The 17,729-nt window shown below is 62.9% G+C and carries 11 protein-coding genes and 2 pseudogenes; 5 read left to right on the top strand and 8 right to left on the bottom strand.

Annotation, left to right across the window (positions count from 1 at the left end; translation table 11 throughout):
* Together AC1DGP_RS32410 and AC1DGP_RS32405 are read right to left on the bottom strand one after the other, a co-directional pair.
* A pseudogene (locus tag AC1DGP_RS32410) lies at nt 1–1,418 on the bottom strand (hypothetical protein); the annotation flags it as partial.
* A 798-nt stretch (nt 1,419–2,216) separates the two neighbouring features.
* A complete protein-coding gene (locus AC1DGP_RS32405) occupies nt 2,217–2,564 on the bottom strand; it encodes a hypothetical protein (RefSeq protein WP_476833071.1) in 348 nt (115 codons plus the stop codon).
* 148 nt (nt 2,565–2,712) lie between these two features.
* On the opposite strand from AC1DGP_RS32405, the gene AC1DGP_RS32400 reads away from it, so the two are divergent.
* Entirely contained in the window at nt 2,713–2,853 is a 141-nt protein-coding gene (locus AC1DGP_RS32400) for a hypothetical protein (RefSeq protein ID WP_476770996.1), read from the top strand.
* A gap of 968 nt (nt 2,854–3,821) precedes the next feature.
* On the opposite strand, the gene AC1DGP_RS32395 is transcribed toward AC1DGP_RS32400, so the two are convergent.
* The 3 genes and pseudogenes from AC1DGP_RS32395 to AC1DGP_RS32385 form a co-directional block, all read right to left on the bottom strand.
* Nucleotides 3,822–6,920, bottom strand: a complete 3,099-nt coding sequence (locus AC1DGP_RS32395) for an efflux RND transporter permease subunit (RefSeq protein WP_476769429.1) — start codon at nt 6,918–6,920, stop codon at nt 3,822–3,824.
* Complete coding sequence (locus tag AC1DGP_RS32390) at nt 6,917–8,023, bottom strand: efflux RND transporter periplasmic adaptor subunit (RefSeq protein ID WP_476833070.1); 1,107 nt, start codon at nt 8,021–8,023, stop codon at nt 6,917–6,919. Before AC1DGP_RS32390 ends, AC1DGP_RS32395 begins: the two co-directional genes overlap by 4 nt.
* Nucleotides 8,024–8,418: 395 nt before the next feature.
* Nucleotides 8,419–9,494 (bottom strand): annotated as a pseudogene (locus tag AC1DGP_RS32385) (calcium:cation antiporter).
* Nucleotides 9,495–9,543: 49 nt separating this feature from the next.
* On the opposite strand from AC1DGP_RS32385, the gene AC1DGP_RS32380 reads away from it, so the two are divergent.
* Nucleotides 9,544–9,840 carry a hypothetical protein gene (locus AC1DGP_RS32380; RefSeq protein ID WP_476769431.1) on the top strand — a complete coding sequence of 99 codons (297 nt, stop codon included), beginning with the start codon at nt 9,544–9,546 and terminating at the stop codon, nt 9,838–9,840.
* A 1,136-nt stretch (nt 9,841–10,976) separates the two neighbouring features.
* Nucleotides 10,977–11,945, top strand: coding sequence for an acyltransferase family protein (locus tag AC1DGP_RS32375; RefSeq protein WP_441505703.1), 969 nt, complete (start codon nt 10,977–10,979; stop codon nt 11,943–11,945).
* A 260-nt stretch (nt 11,946–12,205) separates the two neighbouring features.
* On the opposite strand, the gene AC1DGP_RS32370 is transcribed toward AC1DGP_RS32375, so the two are convergent.
* Nucleotides 12,206–13,114, bottom strand: a complete 909-nt coding sequence (locus tag AC1DGP_RS32370; protein ID WP_441505704.1) for a diacylglycerol/lipid kinase family protein — start codon at nt 13,112–13,114, stop codon at nt 12,206–12,208.
* 1,043 nt (nt 13,115–14,157) lie between these two features.
* Between AC1DGP_RS32370 and AC1DGP_RS32365 the strand changes: the two genes are divergently transcribed.
* Nucleotides 14,158–14,901, top strand: coding sequence for an aspartate/glutamate racemase family protein (locus AC1DGP_RS32365; protein ID WP_441505705.1), 744 nt, complete (start codon nt 14,158–14,160; stop codon nt 14,899–14,901).
* Nucleotides 14,902–14,942: 41 nt separating this feature from the next.
* On the opposite strand, the gene AC1DGP_RS32360 is transcribed toward AC1DGP_RS32365, so the two are convergent.
* Entirely contained in the window at nt 14,943–15,422 is a 480-nt protein-coding gene (locus AC1DGP_RS32360) for a DUF2938 domain-containing protein (protein ID WP_441505706.1), read from the bottom strand.
* A 225-nt stretch (nt 15,423–15,647) separates the two neighbouring features.
* Here AC1DGP_RS32360 and AC1DGP_RS32355 point away from each other — a divergent pair, with 225 nt between their 5' ends.
* Entirely contained in the window at nt 15,648–16,757 is a 1,110-nt protein-coding gene (locus tag AC1DGP_RS32355; RefSeq protein ID WP_441493178.1) for an ROK family protein, read from the top strand.
* A 4-nt stretch (nt 16,758–16,761) separates the two neighbouring features.
* Here AC1DGP_RS32355 and AC1DGP_RS32350 read toward each other — a convergent pair whose 3' ends face one another.
* A complete protein-coding gene (locus AC1DGP_RS32350; protein ID WP_476833069.1) occupies nt 16,762–17,691 on the bottom strand; it encodes an alpha/beta hydrolase in 930 nt (309 codons plus the stop codon).
* Nucleotides 17,692–17,729: the final 38 nt, after the last annotated feature.

The following is a 17,729-nucleotide window of genomic DNA, read 5'->3' as shown; positions in this document are numbered from 1 at the left end:
GTCGCCGAGCCGACATCGAGGCGATCGGAAGGCGAGCCGTCAGTTCCGAGGAAAGTGTTCAGCCCGATCGTGCCGCCAGTCCCTGTATAGCTTGGCGTCGTCAAGACTGTGCCCGGCGGGGTGCCAGTGCCCATGTTCACAAGGCCGGCATTGGTGACGCTGGGTACAGTATGACTGAAGCCATTGAGATCGAGCGTTCCGCCGCTTGCGACCGTCACGGCCGAGTTCGGGCTGAGCGTGCTCAGTCCACCGGCCCGCAACGTGGCCCCGCTGACGTTCGTCGGTCCGCTGTAGCTATTGGCTGCTGTAAAGATGGTCGCGCCGGCAAGCACATTGACAGTACCGTTGCCACTGATCGCGTGTGCAAACACGTAGCCGGCGGACGTGTGATTGAAGTTGATCGTGCCGGTGCCGGCGCCAAATGCGACGGTCAGCGCGTCGATGGTGCCTGGTGCAGCCGCCGCCGTGCTGACGAGCGGGTCCGCGCCGATGTTCAGTGTGCCAATCGATCCGGTCTGCGCAGCGACCACAACAGAAGGCGCGGCAACGACGCCTTCGTTCGCAATCGTGAGCGTGCCCGTGCCATTGTTGCCAATGTTCACCCCCGAGATGTTGCTCCAGGTGGAGCCAGTGTCGGTCACCGTGACCGTGCCCCGCGAGCCCAAAGAACCGCCAACCAACCCGAGGAGATCGGTTACAGTGCCGCCGTCCGCGATCATGAGCACGCCCGTGCCCGCACTGCCGACCACAACGTTTCCGCTATTCGTCCACTTGGAGCCCGCGCCGGCCACCGTCACCATACCCGTCGCGCCGGCAAACGATCCCAGCACGCCACTAGTATTGGTCACGCTCCCACGGCTTTGGATCGTGAGTGAGCCGGTGCCCGAATCGCCGATATTGAGGACGCCACTGACATCCCAGGCGGATGCAGGCCCAGTTACCGTGACCGTACCCGTCGAGCCGGCAGACTCACCGACGGAGCCCCCAAAAGAACTGATCACCCTGCCGCCATCTTCGATTCTTAGAACCCCCGTACCTAGTCGGCCCACAAAGAGGAGGGCATTTGACCACGTGGAGCCGGTGCCGGTCACGGTCACCGTACCATTCGAGCCAAGCCTGCCGCCAATGAACCCGCCCCCAAACGGGAGGGTGGTCAATGTCCCGCCCTCCTGGATTGTGAGCGCCCCAACCCCATCCACGCCGACGGACACTTGAGAGGCCTGCGCGGGCAAGCCCGAGATCACCGTCGGAAACGGCGTCGTGGTGTCAATGACCGTGAAGTTCTGGTTCGTCGGAACACTACCGGGATTCCAATTGCCAGCCGTAAACCAATCAGATGATCCCGCTCCGGCGGTCCAATCTCTGAGGTTCTGGGCGCGTGTCGAAACCGTAGAGGCTGCGAGAAGTGCGATTGTCACCAGCGCCGTGTACGAGCCAAATCTCAAGCCGCGTGCCAGCAACCCCGAGTGTGGCGTAGTCGCCGCGATAAGCCGGCGGATTCGATGTCTTGCGCTAGCGCCCGGCAGCACATGTCCCAAATCCATTTTCGCGCCCTTTTGCGTACAGCCCGCGAACGTGATCGGTAGGCGATCGCGTTGCGAGCAGTCGAAGTCAGAAGCAAAGGCAGAGGCTGATCAGAATCGGATAGGCTACGCGTGACGATGCTCAGAGAAAGCACCGGCGATATCTACAAAATGTTTACGAGGGCATGTTTGTCGTCAATGCGGACCCATATATTTTGAGGTTCCGTTGCACGAACGCCACGATTCCAGCTGAAATTTTTGATCGGCGCAGTTACTGGGCCGACGGAGGCAGGCATTGTGACCATAGGGAAGTGATCCTGACCTGCCGCTGAACTTCAATCTAGCGATGTCTGCTTTCGGGCAGTCCGCCAATGTTTGTCGGTAGCGCGCTTATGCCAGCGGGTTCAGCGTGACGAACTTCTGATTTCCACCCTCCTGCGACCTTCGGAATGTCTGCAAACGGGCAAGACCACCGCGCCCGCCCACGACCCGGAAGGCCGGTCGTGGGCGGGTACCAAGCGATAGATTTCTCTGCACTGACGTGGGCAGGCCCGTGAAGGGTGTGCGACGCCGACGAGGGGGCGGCGACGCCATCTTGAATGATGCGACGGTTGGCCAAGCTCACGGCTGAGGAACAAACTTTCCCATCAACTTGCGTCGGCGTGACTTGCCCAATCCGTTATGTTTGCGGGTTCAATCCGTCAGTCTGATGGACTTCTCGCTGCACAGATCGATGAGGTCACTATCGCTCTCGACCTCGTCGCTGAACTTGGCAAGGACGKAGTAGCTGCAGCCCGCGGGCTTGTTCAGTTTGAGGGCAATGCTCTTGCCGGGCCCGAGCGGCTTGGTGAGCTTGGCGATCAGGCGCGGCTGCTCGCCCGAGGTCGTGATTTCCAGGGAAGCCAGTGGCGCGGTACGCGCGTTCGTCACCTTCACTTGAGCTGGCGGCTTGGGTGATTGGGCGACCGCGGGAGCAGTCGCGAAGCAAACGAATAGAGCGGCGCCGAACAGGCCGGCAGAAATAACGGGCTTATAATTCATTGTTGTTTCGTTCCCCGAATAGCGAGCTTGAAACGCTCCTGCATATCTCACAACGGTCTTTCGGGGAAAACAAGCAGTCAAACGAGGCTTGGAGTGCCGGTAGCAGGTTGCGGACGGCAGTCGAGTAGAAGCTGTCCCCGTTCGATGCATGGATGAGCGGCGCCGCAAAGATATTCTCCGCCAGCCGCCGCCCCTCCAGCAGGGAATCGCCTCCACGCAGTCGATGCAGGTCAACAAGACCGGCCAGGGCGATGACGAACCGGGAACGATCGAGCCGGCAACAACCTAACGGGTGCGAAAATCCGACCTATCCGTGCAAGTTTCCGCACGCACGCACGCATCGTCAGCGGCGATGGGCTGTCGGTCGGGTCTCGCCTGCCAGAGGGCGTAGCTGGGCCATGTCCGCGAATGGACACTCTTGGCCGGATTTCGGCTTCCGACCCAATACGCTTGTGTGACACCCCTTCGAGGTCCATAAACAATGCTCCAATGAGTGACGTTGATGGTTTCTCACCGTGGTTTGCGAACGCATGTGAGGGCTTCGAACACGTCGGTCTGGATGGGCGGCGGGGGCCGGAAAAGCGGTTCATTGAACGCGAGGAGCCCGGACATGAGCGAAGTCTTCAACTCGGAAGGGATCACACGTCGACGCGGCCTTTCGTTGTTGTGGTCGGCGGCCGTATTGACCCTGACAGGGACTGCAGCGGTACTGAAGTCATCACAGTCCCAGGCCGAAACCACCGGTATGAACCGGCGTCAGGATCGGCGCACTGGACGGGACGTTCGACGCACTGATCGGCGTACTAACCGTACGGAAAGACGCGTAGAGCGCCGAAACTGAGTGACCGGCGAAGCTGCCGCGTTTCGGGGCTCGACCCAACTCCCGCTCAAGGCCGCGCCCCGGCCTCGGGTCCATGACCATTGAACTTCGGCTTCCCGCCCTTCTCAGACCATGGCGAGGTCCGCTTTGCGGCAAGCTCGCCAATGTCAGGTCTCGGGCGAGCACCTGATCACCGCTCTCGACCCAAGTGAGACTTTCAAGCCTGTACCACCTGGGGGCCGAAGTTGATCTAAAGCCGGCATTCAGAAGGTCCGCTTGCCGGCGGCAGCGCGATAAGGCCGGTCCGGAACCTTGACCGTGTGAAGACGCCCCAGGCAGACACAATACCTGCTCGGCGAGGAGACCGGATCGTGCGTTCGCGTCAGGCGTGGACCGCCACCTTCCTTTGCCAAGCCGGTGCTGCGTTGTACCTGCCGTCATTTGGCGGTCGCGCCCTCCAGGGCCGGTGCCGCCTCGGGCGGCCGCTCGGACGCCTCTATCACGACCGGCGAGCTTATTCGGAACCATGCGACGTACAGCGCCGGTAGGAATATCAGCGTCAGCCCTGTCGCGACCGCAAGCCCGCCCATGATAGCGTAGGCCATCGGGCCCCAAAACACCGTTGGGGCAATTGGAATCATGCCCAGGATCGCCGCCGCCGCTGTTAGCAGGATGGGACGGAAGCGGTGCACCGTTGCCTCTACGACGGCATCCCACGGATGCAGCCCATGGGCTCTTTCCGTCTCGATCTGGTCGATCAGGATCACCGAGTTGCGCGCGATCATGCCGACAAGCGCGAGGACACCCAGGATGGCGACGAACCCGAGCGGCTTGTTCACCAGCAGAAGAGCCAGAACGACCCCGATCAGACCCAGGGGCGCCACGCTCAGCACCAGGAACAGGCGCTGGAAGCTTTGGAGCTGCACCATGAGCAGAATGAGCATCAGCGCAAACATGAGGGGAACGACCGCGATCACCGACGCCTGCGACTTGGCGCTCTCCTCCGCCGTGCCGCCGACGGCCACGTTGTAGCCGCCGGGCAGGCTCGCAATCAGCTTGTCCATCCTGGGGGCCAGCTCCTCGACGATCGATGCCGACTGGGCGCCGGGAGCGACATCCGCCTGCACGACGAGGCTCGGCACCCGATCCCGCCGCCAGACGAGCGGAAACTCCAGACCGTAATCCACGGATGCGAGCTGGGTGATCGGCACCGTCCGGCCGTTCGGCAGCGGAAGCTGAAGATCGCGCAGGGCCGCCAGCGAGGTGCGTTGCTCGCTGCCGGCGCGGACGACGACGTCGATGAGGTAGATGCCGTCCCGCACCTGGGTTACCGACGCGCCGGTCACGACACCGTTGAGGGCCTGAGCCACATCCTGGGAGTTTAGGCCCAGCAGCCGGGCCTCGTCCTGGTTGACACGGATCTGAAAGGTTCGTGCCGGCTCGATCCACTCGAAGTTGATCTTCTGGACATACGAATCCGAGCCCATCACGTCGGCGACCTTGAATGCGGTCTCACGGACGGTGTTCACGTCGGGTCCGGTGACGCGATACTGCAACGGCCAACCCACAGGCGGCCCAAGCTCAAGCGGATACACCCGGGCGACGACGCTCGGGAACTCAGTCTCCAGCACCCTCTCCAAGCGGGCCCTGACCCGCTCCCGGGCCTCAAGGTTCTTCGTGACGATCACCGCCTGCGAGAAGAAGTCATTCGGGAGCTGGACATTCAGCGGTAGATAGAACCGGACGGCGCCACGGCCCACATAGGTGCTCCAGTGGTCGATCTCGCCGTCACCCTTCAGGATACCGTCGAGCCGGCTGACCACGGTCTCGCTCGCTTGGATCGAGGCATTCTGAGGAAGCTTGAGATCGACGAGCAGTTCGGGCCGGTCCGAGGCTGGGAAGAACTGCTGCGGGACGAAGCGCATTCCGTAGAGCGCGAGCCCAAACAGGACAAGCGTCGCCAGGATGGTGGCCCAGCGCGCCCGCATGGCGACGATGAGAAAACGCCGGAACGCCCGCATCAGCCGCCCCGGCTCGGCATGGGCGTGCTTCGCTTGCCTGGGCAGGAGCCAGACCCCGAGCAGCGGCGAGAAGAGCACGGCGACGAACCACGACGCGACGAGCGCGATGCCGACCACGGCGAAGATCGAGAAGGTGTATTCCCCAGCGGAGCTGCGGGCGAAGCCAATGGGGACGAAGCCCGCCACGGTGACCAGGGTGCCGGTCAGCATGGGGAACGCGACCGACGTGTAGGCAAAGGTGGCGGCGTCCTCCTTGCTGGCGCCCTGTTCGAGCCGCGTGATCATCGTCTCGACCGTGATCATGGCGTCGTCCACCAGGAGGCCGAGGGAGATGATGAGCGCGCCGAGCGAGATCCGTTGCAGGTCGATGCCGGCATACGCCATCGTCATGAACACCATGGCGAGAACCAGCGGGATCGACAGCGCGACGACTGCGCCCGCCCGCAGACCGAGGCTGAGGAAGCTGATCACCAGAACGATGGCGACGGCCTCCCATAGTGTCTTCATGAATTCCTTGATCGAGTGCTCGACCGTCACCGGCTGGTCGGCCACGAGCACAGGCTCGATCCCAATGGGCAGGTCCACTCGGATCGCTGCCATGGCATTTGCGATATTCCGGCCGAGCGCCAGCACGTCGCCGCCGTCCCGCATGGAAATGGCAATCCCGATGGCGGGCTGTCCGTTGGCCCTGAACATCGGTTGAGGCGGATCGCCGTAGGCGCGCCGGACCGTGGCGATGTCGCTCAGGCGGATGATGCGCCCGTTGGCAACGAAATTGACCGCCAGCAGGTCCTGCTCGGAGCGGAACTCTCCCGATACCCGGATCAGGAGCTTCTCGTTGCCGGTCTCGACCACCCCCGCGGGGGCGACGGCATTCTGCTTCTGAAGGGTCGCGACGAGGGCGGCATTGTCGAGCCCGAGCCCTGCGAGTTGCTCGGTCGAGAACTCGATATAGATTTTCTCGTCCTGCGCCCCGACGACGTCGATCTTGGACACGTCGCGCACCAGGAGAAGCCGCGAGCGGGTATCCTCGACGTAGTCGCGCAGCTCGCGGTGGGTGAACCCACTGGCAGTGAAGCCGTAGACGATCCCATAGGTGTCGCCGAACTCGTCGTTGAAGCCCGGGCCGGTCACTCCCTGGGGCAAGGTGTTCCGGATGTCGCCGATCTTCTTGCGGACCTGGTACCAGATGTCAGGGACGTTCCGGGCCGCAACCTCGCCTTTCAAGTTGACGAAGATCGTCGTCTGGCCGGGTGTCGTGTAACTGCGGATGTAGTCGAGATGCGGGGTCTCCTGGAGCTTCCGTTCGAGGCGCTCAGTAACCTGCTGAAGCGTGTTGTTAAGGGTCGCGCCGGGCCATCCAGCGCTGACAATCATGGTCTTGACGGAGAATGCCGGATCCTCGGCCCGCCCCAGGGCAAAGTAGGAGGCGCTCCCCGCAGTCAGGACGATGAGCATCAGGAAAACGATGAAGGAACGATGGTGGATTGCCCACTCGGACAGATTGAGCCTCATGACGTAGCTCCGAGCAGTCGGACCTTCTGCCCAGGTCGCAGGGCCTGGACGCCAGCGGTGACGACGACGTCGCCGGCTTCGATGCCCTGGGAGATAGTCACGCTGGCCGGGTCGTAGCGGACCACGTCGATATTGCGCAGTGACACGGTTTGCGCGGCGGGATCGACCACCCAGACCGCCGGACGTCCATTCGCTTCGGTCAGCGCCGTTGCCGGGACCTCAATCACCTCGCCGGAGGTCTCGGAGACCCGCCCGACCACGGTCGAGCCGAGACGCATGGCGGTGGGCGGGTCCGTCAGACCGACCTTCACCTGGTAGGTACGCGTGACCGGATCGGCTTGCGGTGCGATCTCCCGCACCCTGCCGATGGCCTTCACGGTGGCGTCGTCCGCCAACGCGATGGTGATGGTCGCCTGACGCGGCCTCATGCGGACGAGTTGCGCCGGCACGTCGAACACGGCGTCCCGCCCGCCCTGACGAGCGACCTGGACGATCATTTGCCCGGCCCTCACCACCTCGCCGGGCTCCGCCCCTTTGGCGGTCACGGTGCCGGGTGCGTCAGCCTGGAGTTCGGTGTAGCCGAGCTGGTCCTGGGCGTTGCGCAACTGCGCCTGTGAGGAATCCACCTGCGCCTCGGTGGTCTGCAACGACTGCTGGGCGTCATCAAACTGGGCGCGGGTCGTGTAACCCTTCTGGAGCAGGCTCTGTTGCCGCCCGAAGGTGTTCCTCGCCTGGGTAAGCTGACCCTGCGCGGCCGACAGGCTGGCCTGAGCCGAGCGGAGGGCATTCTGCGGGTTCTGCGGGTCAAGCCGCGCCACGACCTGACCGGGCTTGACCTGATCGCCGACATTGACCGGCCGCTCCAGCATGCGACCGTCGATGCGGAAGGCGAGGCTGACCTCATTCTGGGCCCGGATCTGTCCGGTCAGGGACACGGATTGCTCATCGGCGCGGCGCTCGACCGTAATGGTTTTGACGGGCCGGATCTCCGGTGCCGGGGCTTCGGCCTGCTGGCACGCGCCCAGCAGCCCGAGCAGGATCAGTGCGGGCCAAGGGGTTGTGCGCCCCGGAGTGCTTGAGACGGCGCCGATAGACATGCCCATGGCATCCTCCCGAGCGCGCGAGCGGCAATCTCATGATCGCGTCCCGATCAGGGTGCGACCGTCGACATGCCGTGCCCCTTGTCACCGGCGAGAGGCCGCGCCGCAAAGGTCAGCGAGGAAGTGCTATACAAAATACGCCTCTTGCCGGGGGCCGCAAGCCGCGTTCGTGGTCGTGCGGCTGCCCTCGACCAAGCCTTACGGCCCTACGGCGACGAACAGGAACGCCGCAAAACATGACCTGGTGAACCTGGCGCGAAGGTCGTTGACGCGAGCGCTGCCCGGAACCAGAAGGCCGAGGGGGCAGCCATGGGCCAGTTCCGGCCGAGATAGTGCACCGAGGTCGATGTCCGAACTGGATCCGGAAGCGGGTGTTCGGCTCGCTTATGCGCCGTGCCTTACGGCACCACCGCAAAGAACAAGAAAACGGCGAAGAGGACCAGATGCACGACTCCCTGAAGCACCGTGGTCCGGCCGGTGCCCAAGGTGATCACGCTGATAAGCAGCGTCAGCGCCAGCAGGACTTGATCCTTTGCATCCAGGCCGAGTGTGAGCGGCTGCCCAAGCATGATCGAAACAGCAGCAACGGCCGGTATGGTCATGCCGATTGTCGCGAGCGCGGATCCCAGCGCCAGGTTCAAACTGGTCTGCATTCGATTGCCCGAGGCCGCGCTCCTTCGGGCAGTAGCACCAGCGCAGCGATGATAATTCCCACGACGGCTTTCGGCACCCTAAGGCGCGTTACTCCAAGTTCCACCATGGGCGTCAGAAATTTGGCGAGACCGACGACGGCGACCAGGGAGACGAAAAGAAGGCCGGCGCTCAGAACAGCGATTCCGTTAGTGGGAGGAGGCGCGTGCACTTCCTCGTTGTCGGTTTGGAGTGGGAGGAAGTAATCGCGGTGCCGTACGGTCTGGACGAAAACAAAGGAGCTATAGAGCACCAGAGACACAAGCCCAGCGAAGACGAGTTGCGATATGCTGTATTGCGGACCGAGTTCGCTGGCCGCAAAGTTTGGAAGGATCAGGGTGAGGCCGGTCAGCGCGGCTAACACCGCCAAGGCCGCGCTCGCCCCCTGGAGTTGAAATCCCTGTTCGTGGTAGCGGGCGCCGCCCAAGAGTAGACAGGCGCCCACGATGCCATTGCACACAATCATGACAGCGGCGAATACCGCGTCGCGTGCCAATCCGGTGTTTTCGGCTGGAGCTGAAATCGTGATCGAGATGATCAGTGCCGTCTCAATCACCGCGACCGCCACGGCGAGAACGAGCGTTCCAAACGGCTCGCCGACGCGGTGCGCGACCACCTCCGCGTGGTGAACGGCCGCGAACACCGTGCCTAGCAGGGCTATTCCCGCAGCCGCGGTGGCGCCCCCGCCGCCGACGGAAAATGCCAACAGGAGGATCACCCAGCCCAGTACAGGCCACGTCCAAGTCCACCAAGGCACAATCCACCCTCCTGCGACCTTCGGAATGTCTGCAAACGGGCAAGGCCACGGCGAGGGGGCCGAGGACCAAATCGACATGGAGGACCAGGCTGCGCGGCTGAAGGCTGCCGCCAAGGGCCGCACCGGGCTCATGCAGCGTGCAGCGTGGTGCCCAGGCCGAGGTCGCCTCGATGCGATGCGCAATGCTCATGACGCCATCGAGGACCGCGCCGCCAGGCTTGTGAAGGCACTCGATGAGGTGCGGGAAGCGATTGTTGCGCATATGATGGCCGACGGCATCTCCGCGACGGAAAGCCTTGGCCGCATCATTGTCGCCAACAGTGGCCCGAAGCTCGATGCAGCCGTGCGCTTCTTCCGACGGAGCGAGGCATGAACGTGTGCGTGGTTGACCGGGCTGCTCACCGGGCTCAGCATAAGGAGTGGCAAAACCTCCGCCATGACCCGCCTCGACGGCCAGGAGCCGCAGTTGCGGAGAGCCTGAGACTTCTCCATCTCCGAACCCCCCGACTACTCCCCCAGAGGTGTCGGGTGCCTGAGACCCCGTAGAGCCAATTTCGAGATGGTCTCTACGGGGTTTTTTCCCACCCTGTTGTGCAATTAATTTCACTAGAACCGGACGAATGATGGGCGCGGCGCTGCCTCGACGCCGGCGCCGAAGTCATTATCGTCAGACGCAATGAGGGCGGTTAAGGGCTGCCGAGGCGTGCTGTGACTGGATGTAGCTGCCGCAGTTGTTGCGGCCTGGTAGGCTCCGAGCTTTGCTTCGCCTGGGCGAGCCTATCACGGAGTTTGAGCCTCGGCTTGCGGACCTCGCCGCGCAGCGCCTCCTGGGTCAGGTCGAGCAAAGTTCTACGAATTGAGATCCGCGCAAACGTGTAAGGCAGCCTCGTTGCGCATTATTACCATCTTCGCTGAGCGGCCGTTTTTCCGGCAGATCCACATCTCTGTTCTCAGACGTGTCGCGGCCTTCAGCAACCGCTTCAGTAGCGCGGCATGCCGACGTATCTGTTGATAAGTGATGCGCCCCAATGCGCCGGAATGCGTGAGTGCCTGCCGAATAGGATTGTTGGCTTATTTGATGGCCTTTATGAAGATAATTGATTGAATATCAGTTTGATAACAATGCATTAGGCTTATATTTCGATCCCGGCCAGGGGCACCATTCATTCTCGATACGCCTGCTCACTGGCGTTTTCGGAAGGCTTTCAAGCCCGGTATTCCCGCCTTGTGGCGCGCCCTGGCCATGTCGCGCGCTTCTTGCGGACGACCTCCCATCAGCACTGCATCGCCACGGAGGCTCTTCTGTCAGCGATCGCCTGCGCGCGGCATCCAGAGTCGGCGAAGCCCGAGCGTCGCGTTGGCCTGCACTGACAAGTGCCCCGATCGGCCGCGATATTGCGATCCGCGTTGTCATGCATCATGAAGGAAGAGGGTGTCTGCATAGGCGGTCGAAACTGCGACGCGGAACAATTTCAACGCGTCATTCGGCGCATCGGGGGCTGCGCCGGGATGATCTACAATCTGCAATTGCTCAGAGGCTTGGCGGCGCTTGGAGTGAGTTTCTACCACAGCGATTTTCAGATCGTCCGCGGCATCTCAACTGAATTCTATGGCGTGTCCATCTTCTTCGCGATCAGCGGTTTCATCATCACCCATGTGACACGCCAGGATAGCACCGGGTTCCTGCTCAAACGCCTTGTCCGTGTGGTGCCTCTCTACTGGATCGCAACTGCGGTTTTCTTCATTTTTACACCCTATACGTGGCCGCACTTGCTCGAGAGCCTTCTCTTCGTTCCGGCCGACAAGCCGCCGGTGCTGCGCGTCGGTTGGACCCTCAACTATGAAATGTTTTTCTACGTGCTGTTTGGTGTCGCGCTCGCGATAAGCAAGAGGTGGGCGCCACTGATCGCTGCGGTTGTGCTACTGCTCTTGCAGGCGGTTCAGCATTTTGCCCCATGCGGGCGGGTCTGCTCGACCTATGGGGGGAGGGTGACCGGCTTCTTCGTGATCGGCATTGCTCTCTACTACGTTTGGCTTGCCGCGCGGCTCTGGATGCCTCCGTTGCGCAGGACAATGAAGGTCGTGTCCGCGATCGTTGCCGGCGGCGTCGTCACGATCTGCGTGGCGTGGCACGAGCCGCCAGCGGCTGTGGCGCTCATCATCGTCACAGCAGTTCTCTTGACCGCACTCTTGGCCGAAGCATCCGGCCTCGCCTGTCGGAATCGGGCCCTGCTTGCGCTCGGCGGCATGTCCTATTCGCTCTACCTGACCCACCTGATGGTGATCGAGCCAATGCGGATCGTAGCCACCAAGCTGCCCTGGCTCGATCAGGCGCAGAGCATTCCGGTCATGCTCGCGTCTGTCGGCATGAGCGTATTGCTGGCCTATGTCGTTTTTCGCTTCATCGAAACGCCGATGCTCGCGGGCTTCCGCGCGTTAATCCAGATACGGCGTCGACCAATCCCAACGCCCCCCTGACTGCTCCAACGCGGCGGTCTCTTATCGCCAGGGCGCCAGGAAGCTCAGGCGACTTGTTGATCGCGAGCACCGCTCGCCCACTCCCCCATAACCAAGGCAGCCCCGACGCGTTTCATTATTGGCCCGCCACTGCGAAGGCACTAGGCGGGCCTCGATCGTGTTGAAAGCGCGAGCTATGGTCCTCTGTGCAGATCGGTTGTCCCTACGGACTGTGACATCGCTGGGCAGGAACGAGGCCCCTGGCCTGAAACCGCGCAAGATCAACGCACAGAAGCTGATCGCGACACACGGATGCTGTTCGCTGCTGTCGATCGGGCCACGCGAACATGGACACATGAGCCTGCGGCACGAATGTCCGCCGGGGGCGGCGGCGCCAGATCGCCATCGATTTGTACATCCGATGTACCACGAATGGAGACATGGTCGGCGCGTCTCATTTCAATGAACGAAAGCGACGAAAACCTATTTGTGGCGATACAGAATGCGGACTTCAACTGCGCGAAACGGCTTCCTTCACGTTGAAGCGCGACAATGAAACCTGATGCCTTTGGCGTGGCATTTTCGCTTATAATGAAGGGCCCTGCGTAGAACCGGCCCTTCATCACCAGCAGTCCCGAAACAAGTTCATCGGGGCCTCCATCGATGCGCACGGAGAATTTTTGGTCTCGATGCACCAGCAGGCACTGTATAGCCGCGATGACGTATGCGAGTTTACCAATTATCTTCTTCGCATCTTTGTTCAGGCGGCGAACAACCGCACCATCGAATCCAACTCCTAGAGTTTGGACGAATACTCGTTCTCGACGCCCCACAGCAGAGTACAGTCCCGGATAGACCGGCACTGAATATCCCTCATTGATGAGGCGAGCGGCTTCCACGATATCAAGCGGGATCCCGAGTTCCTGCGCGAACAAATTCGCAGTGCCGAGTGGCAACACACCGAGTTCGGCACGCGATCCGATCATGCCCGACGCGGCCTCCGATATCGTGCCATCGCCGCCGACTGCCACGATGCAGTCATGCCCATCGTGGGCAGCTTGCCGCGCCAGCCTTTCCGCGTCTCCTGCCATCCTGGTCTCGACGACAGTCGAGTTGGGAAAGAGTTTTGCGAGATCGCAAGCCGAGAACCCACGAGCCCTTCCGGCAACCGGGTTGAACAGAACAAACATAGTTATGACCCGGTATTGGTCCTACCGAACCCGAGATACCGGACACTCCTTCTTCAGGTTTGTGCCCGCACAGCAATGCAATCAATGCCTCGTGGACCTTGATAGCCCGCGATTTGCTCGCGCTCCAGTTACCTGTTCACCGCCTTCTATCAATCGACAGGACTACACTCCATGTGTACGCGCTGGCCGGGTTCGTTATGCGTGCGGCAAGAGACGAGGGCCAGCGGGGTCTTACTGGGTTCCTCGGGCATCGAAGCGGGCACAATAGGTTGAACGGGCCGAGCGACCGGCTTCGGGGCCCGTACAGCGACCGCTGTCAGCTTGGGCGCTGGCCTGGTCACCGTTACCGGCTCACGCACGATCGAATCTGGCTTGTTCGCCTCCGGCGCGGGGTCAGAGAGAACGAGAGGCGCAGTCTGCGGCTTCTCCGCTTGAGCAGACTGCCAGGGTCGCCAACTCCCCAGCCGAGCAAAAGTCTCGACCGTCGGCTTTGTGATCGCTTCGACCGTTGGCATCGCTTGTGGCGAGCAGCCAGCAGCCAGCAAGCCGGCAAGGCTCACGCGACAGACTAAGTTCACCATGCTGGCCCCTTGTCAGACATGTGGCAAAGTTGCGGCATTATGAGCGCGGAATGTAGCCGTTTTGTGCCGCGCAAGGAAAGGCCCCGCACTCGCCTTCGGTCTGCGCGCGCCTGAGCGCCACAGACCGGAGGCCGACCTTGATCCTTACGGTAGGGAGCGCTCTCCCACTATCAACCCACAAACGCCTCTCATCGCCCATTGGTCAGCGCTATTCGCGCTTAGATCGCAACGCGCCACTTTGAGCACCTTGTCCAAGCATCGCCTCCGCCCTCAGGCTCATCGAACGGCGCTCTCGGCCGTGGCGGTCGCCCGCCAGAGGCATCGGGGCCATCGCAGCGCCCACACCGCGCCTCTGCGAAGCGCCCCGTATACATTCATGACTTGGACCTTGTCCGCGCTGGTCGCTTGGCCTGGGGCCTCGAGCTCGCTAAGCCTGAAGCCTGCACCCTGCCCGAGGCTCTCTTGCGTATCCTGCTGATCAATCCCAACACGACCCAGGCGATGACGGATCTCGTCATGCAGGTCGTGGCGCCGCATGCTCCGTCCAATGTCGCCCTGCATCCGGTGACAGGCCGCTTCGGCGCGCAGTATATTTCGAGCCGCAGCGCGGGGGTGATTGCGGCCCATGCCGCCCTCGAGGCCTATGCCGAGCATGGCGCCGGCTGCGACGCGGTCTATCTCGCCTGCTTTGGCGACCCAGGGCTTCACGCCCTGAAGGAGGTCTCTCCCGTTCCGGTCATCGGCATGGCGGAGGCGAGTTGCCTGGCCGCCGCGGCGATGGCGCGGCAGTTCTCGATCGTCACCGGCGGCGAGCGCTGGGGACCGATCCTGCATGAATTCGTCGCCATGATCGGCCTCGACGGCCGGCTTGCCTCGGTTGAAACAGTCACTCCGACGGGGGCCGATATCGCCCGTGATCCCGATGGCTCGATTGCACTGCTCGCCGCAGCCTGCCGCAAGACGGCGGAACGCGACGGCGCCGGAGCCGTCATTCTCGGCGGCGCCGGACTTGCCGGCCTCGCCGCACGCGTCCAGCCACTTCTCGATATTCCGGTGATCTGCTCGGTCCAGACCGGCATGAAAGCGGTCCTGGCCGCTCTCAATGGCGGTACGGCGAAACCGGCAAGCGGCGATCTCGCCTTCCCGGCGCCGGTCGGGAGCGTCGGCCTGTCGCCCGCGCTTACGGCCCTTCTCGCCAGGTCCTGAACCGGGGAAGGTCCTGAACCGGGGAGCTGCCGCCGGCATGCTCAGCGCAGCAGGAGCGCCGAGCAATAGAGCCCCACGCCAAAGACGATATGGCCCGCGATGTTCATGGCGCGGATCTGGCCGGCATTCGGCTTCTTCGACGCCGCGATGCCGGCGCCCATTCCCGGCTGCAGGATGAACCAGCCGCAGCCGACCGTGACGAGACCGACGATCAGAGCAGGCGCGAGGCTCGGATTGCGGGCCCAGTCGAGCCCCCAGATCGCCAGCAGGACCGCCGCGAACAGGATGCCGATCAGGTAATGCGCGATCCAGCCGAGGGCGCGTTCGTTCGCCACCGGCTCGGAGCGTCCAATATCCTCATGCGCCAGTCGACCTTGCGCCAGATGGCCGAACCAGCGCCCGGTCATAGCCCAGTTCGGAGTCGGCAGGCCGAAGGCGCGGTTCAGGAACTGGGCCCAGAGATCGAACAGGATTGTCGCGCCGACACCGATCAGCACCGCGCGCAGAAGAAACTCAAGCATCGCATATCCCCGGAAACCAGCCATGGCGCATCGACCGTCGCGCCTTGGCCGCCATGGAAGGGAAGAGGCCCCGCGAGGTCAATCGCAGGGGGCGGTCTTCCCCGCGCGCGCCGCGCAGGGGCGCCATGCGCTGTTCATCCCAGGAGGCGATATGCCGCCAGCTTACGGAACCCTGGGAGCACCGAGGCCGTTCCCTTCGGGAGTCCACACGGGGGATAGCGGAACATGGCAGCCGAAATGACGACGAAAGCACGCGCGGGCGGTCCTCACGGAGTGGATGACCTGCCTTCGGTTGTCGTCACCAGCTATAATCTGGAGGTTCGCGACGAGGACGGCTTCGTTGGCGACAAGGCTAAACGTGGCGCATTTCTCGAGCATCTCGACGCCCTTCGCGAGCACCTGCGCCGGACCGGCGAAGACCCCATCACGGTCGACTCCGACAAGATCGGCAAGAAGGAGCTCGATGCGCTGCTGGGGGAAGGCGAGCCGCGCGAGGCGGCTCTCATCCTCAGCGCCATCGAACGCTACGCCCAGTCGCTGGCCTTCGTCATTCGCCGCTTCGCCAGGCTGAAGCCCTGGAGCACCGTCGAGCGTATCGTGGTCGGCGGCGGATTCCGCCAGAGCAGGGTCGGCGAGCTTGCGATCGCGCGTGCCGGCATCATCCTGCAGACCGACGGACATAGTATCGACCTTGTGCCGATCCGCCATCATCCCGACGAGGCCGGGCTGGTCGGTAGCGCCCATCTTGCGCCGAAATGGATCTTCGAGGCCTATGACAGCCTCGTCGCCGTCGATATCGGCGGCTCGAATATTCGCGCCGGCATCGTCGAGCTGCGCCAGGACAAGGCGCCTGACCTCGCCAAGGCCAAGGTCTGGCAATCCGAACTCTGGCGCCACGCCGACGAGGAGACCAATCGCGACGACGCAATCAAGCGGCTCGGCAAGATGCTCGATGCCCAGATCAAGCAGGCCGGCAAGGCGGGCCTCCGCGTTGCTCCCTTTATCGGCGTCGGCTGCCCCGGCCTGATCGAACGGGACGGCTCGATCGACCGCGGCGCGCAGAACCTGCCTGGCAACTGGCAAAGCAGCCGGTTCAACCTGGTCGAGAGCATCCGCGAGATGGTCCCCGAGATCGGCGGACACGAGACGACGGTCGTGATGCATAACGACGCCGTCATCCAGGGACTGAGCGAGATGCCGTCAATGCAGGATGTCGAGCATTGGGCGGTGCTGACCATCGGCACCGGCCTTGGCAATGCAAGCTACCAGAACCGGACGAAGCCGAAGGGCCGCGGCAAGGCCAAGAATGGAAAGGCCGACGATAAGAAGGGCTGACCGCTCAGCTCCGCTTTGCCGGCAGCGCCCACATCAGCCCACGCGTGATGATCGCGGGGAAGACAGTGAGATGATCCTCGTCCTGGATGATCTCCGTGGTCAGCTTCAGGCCGGGATAGTTGTGCGAGCGGAGCGCCTTCTCGAATTCCTGCAGGTCGGCGATCATGTCGAGCTTGCCGCTATAGCGCGGCGAGGCCTTGCTGATCGTCTCGAAGGAAGCGATCGCCATCAGCACATCGGCCTTCAGGTCCTTGTTCGTCTCGGCATAGGTGCGCTCGCGCGCAAGCATCACCTTCTGGTCGTACCAGAGCGAAGGGCTGCCGATGATATAATGCGAGAACATCTTCGGCTCGGTCAGCAGGATGTGGACGCCGAGCAGCCCGCCATAGGAATGGCCGGCAAAGATGCTGCGATTGGTGTCGGTGCGATAGGTCGCGGCAACGAAGGGCATCACCTCGTCGGCAAGAAAGCGGCGATAGGGCTCTGCTTCGCCGAAGATCGGTGTCCGGCCGGATTCGTCCTTCGTCTTTTCGCCATTGGGCGTCGGCGTGTAGTCCCGGCGGCGGCTGAACTGCGGCGTGTCGCCGAGCGCGTAGGAGAGACCGACCAGAATGAACTCTTCCAGCCCCTGGCCGCGATTGCCGACCCGGCGGGCAATGCTGCGCACCAGCGGGAAGGCGTAATCGGCATCGGTGACGAACAGCACGGGAAAGCGCCGGCGTGGCGAGGAGTGATAGGAGACCGGCAGGCTGACATAGATCTCGTAGTGGCGCTGCAGCGTCTTGGCATGGATCGTCCGGACCTCAGTGTCCTTCAGAACGAAGGGCGCCGGACTCGACGGGACCGCAACAGCAGCCGGAGGTTCGGGAGCCGGCTGGGCAACGGCAACGCTGGCGAACCCGAGGGCGGCAAGCAGGACAGGCAGGCGAGGCATTCGCCGGATCTCCGACATGAATGTGCCGGGATCGTGAC

This window comes from Allobosea sp. 05T433 (genome assembly GCF_056396065.1).
Note: the sequence above shows the minus strand (reverse complement) of the source record. Positions and strands in the feature narration are given on the sequence as shown.

Excerpts from the sequence above, each read along its gene's own strand:
- AC1DGP_RS32400 (WP_476770996.1), top strand. The coding sequence starts at position 2,713 with ATGGATGAGCGGCGCCGCAAAGATATTCTCCGCCAGCCGCCGCCCCTC.
- AC1DGP_RS32395 (WP_476769429.1), bottom strand. The coding sequence starts at position 6,920 with ATGAGGCTCAATCTGTCCGAGTGGGCAATCCACCATCGTTCCTTCATC.
- AC1DGP_RS32390 (WP_476833070.1), bottom strand. The coding sequence starts at position 8,023 with ATGGGCATGTCTATCGGCGCCGTCTCAAGCACTCCGGGGCGCACAACC.
- AC1DGP_RS32380 (WP_476769431.1), top strand. The coding sequence starts at position 9,544 with ATGGAGGACCAGGCTGCGCGGCTGAAGGCTGCCGCCAAGGGCCGCACC.
- AC1DGP_RS32375 (WP_441505703.1), top strand. The coding sequence starts at position 10,977 with ATGATCTACAATCTGCAATTGCTCAGAGGCTTGGCGGCGCTTGGAGTG.
- AC1DGP_RS32370 (WP_441505704.1), bottom strand. The coding sequence starts at position 13,114 with ATGTTTGTTCTGTTCAACCCGGTTGCCGGAAGGGCTCGTGGGTTCTCG.
- AC1DGP_RS32360 (WP_441505706.1), bottom strand. The coding sequence starts at position 15,422 with ATGCTTGAGTTTCTTCTGCGCGCGGTGCTGATCGGTGTCGGCGCGACA.
- AC1DGP_RS32355 (WP_441493178.1), top strand. The coding sequence starts at position 15,648 with ATGGCAGCCGAAATGACGACGAAAGCACGCGCGGGCGGTCCTCACGGA.
- AC1DGP_RS32350 (WP_476833069.1), bottom strand. The coding sequence starts at position 17,691 with ATGCCTCGCCTGCCTGTCCTGCTTGCCGCCCTCGGGTTCGCCAGCGTT.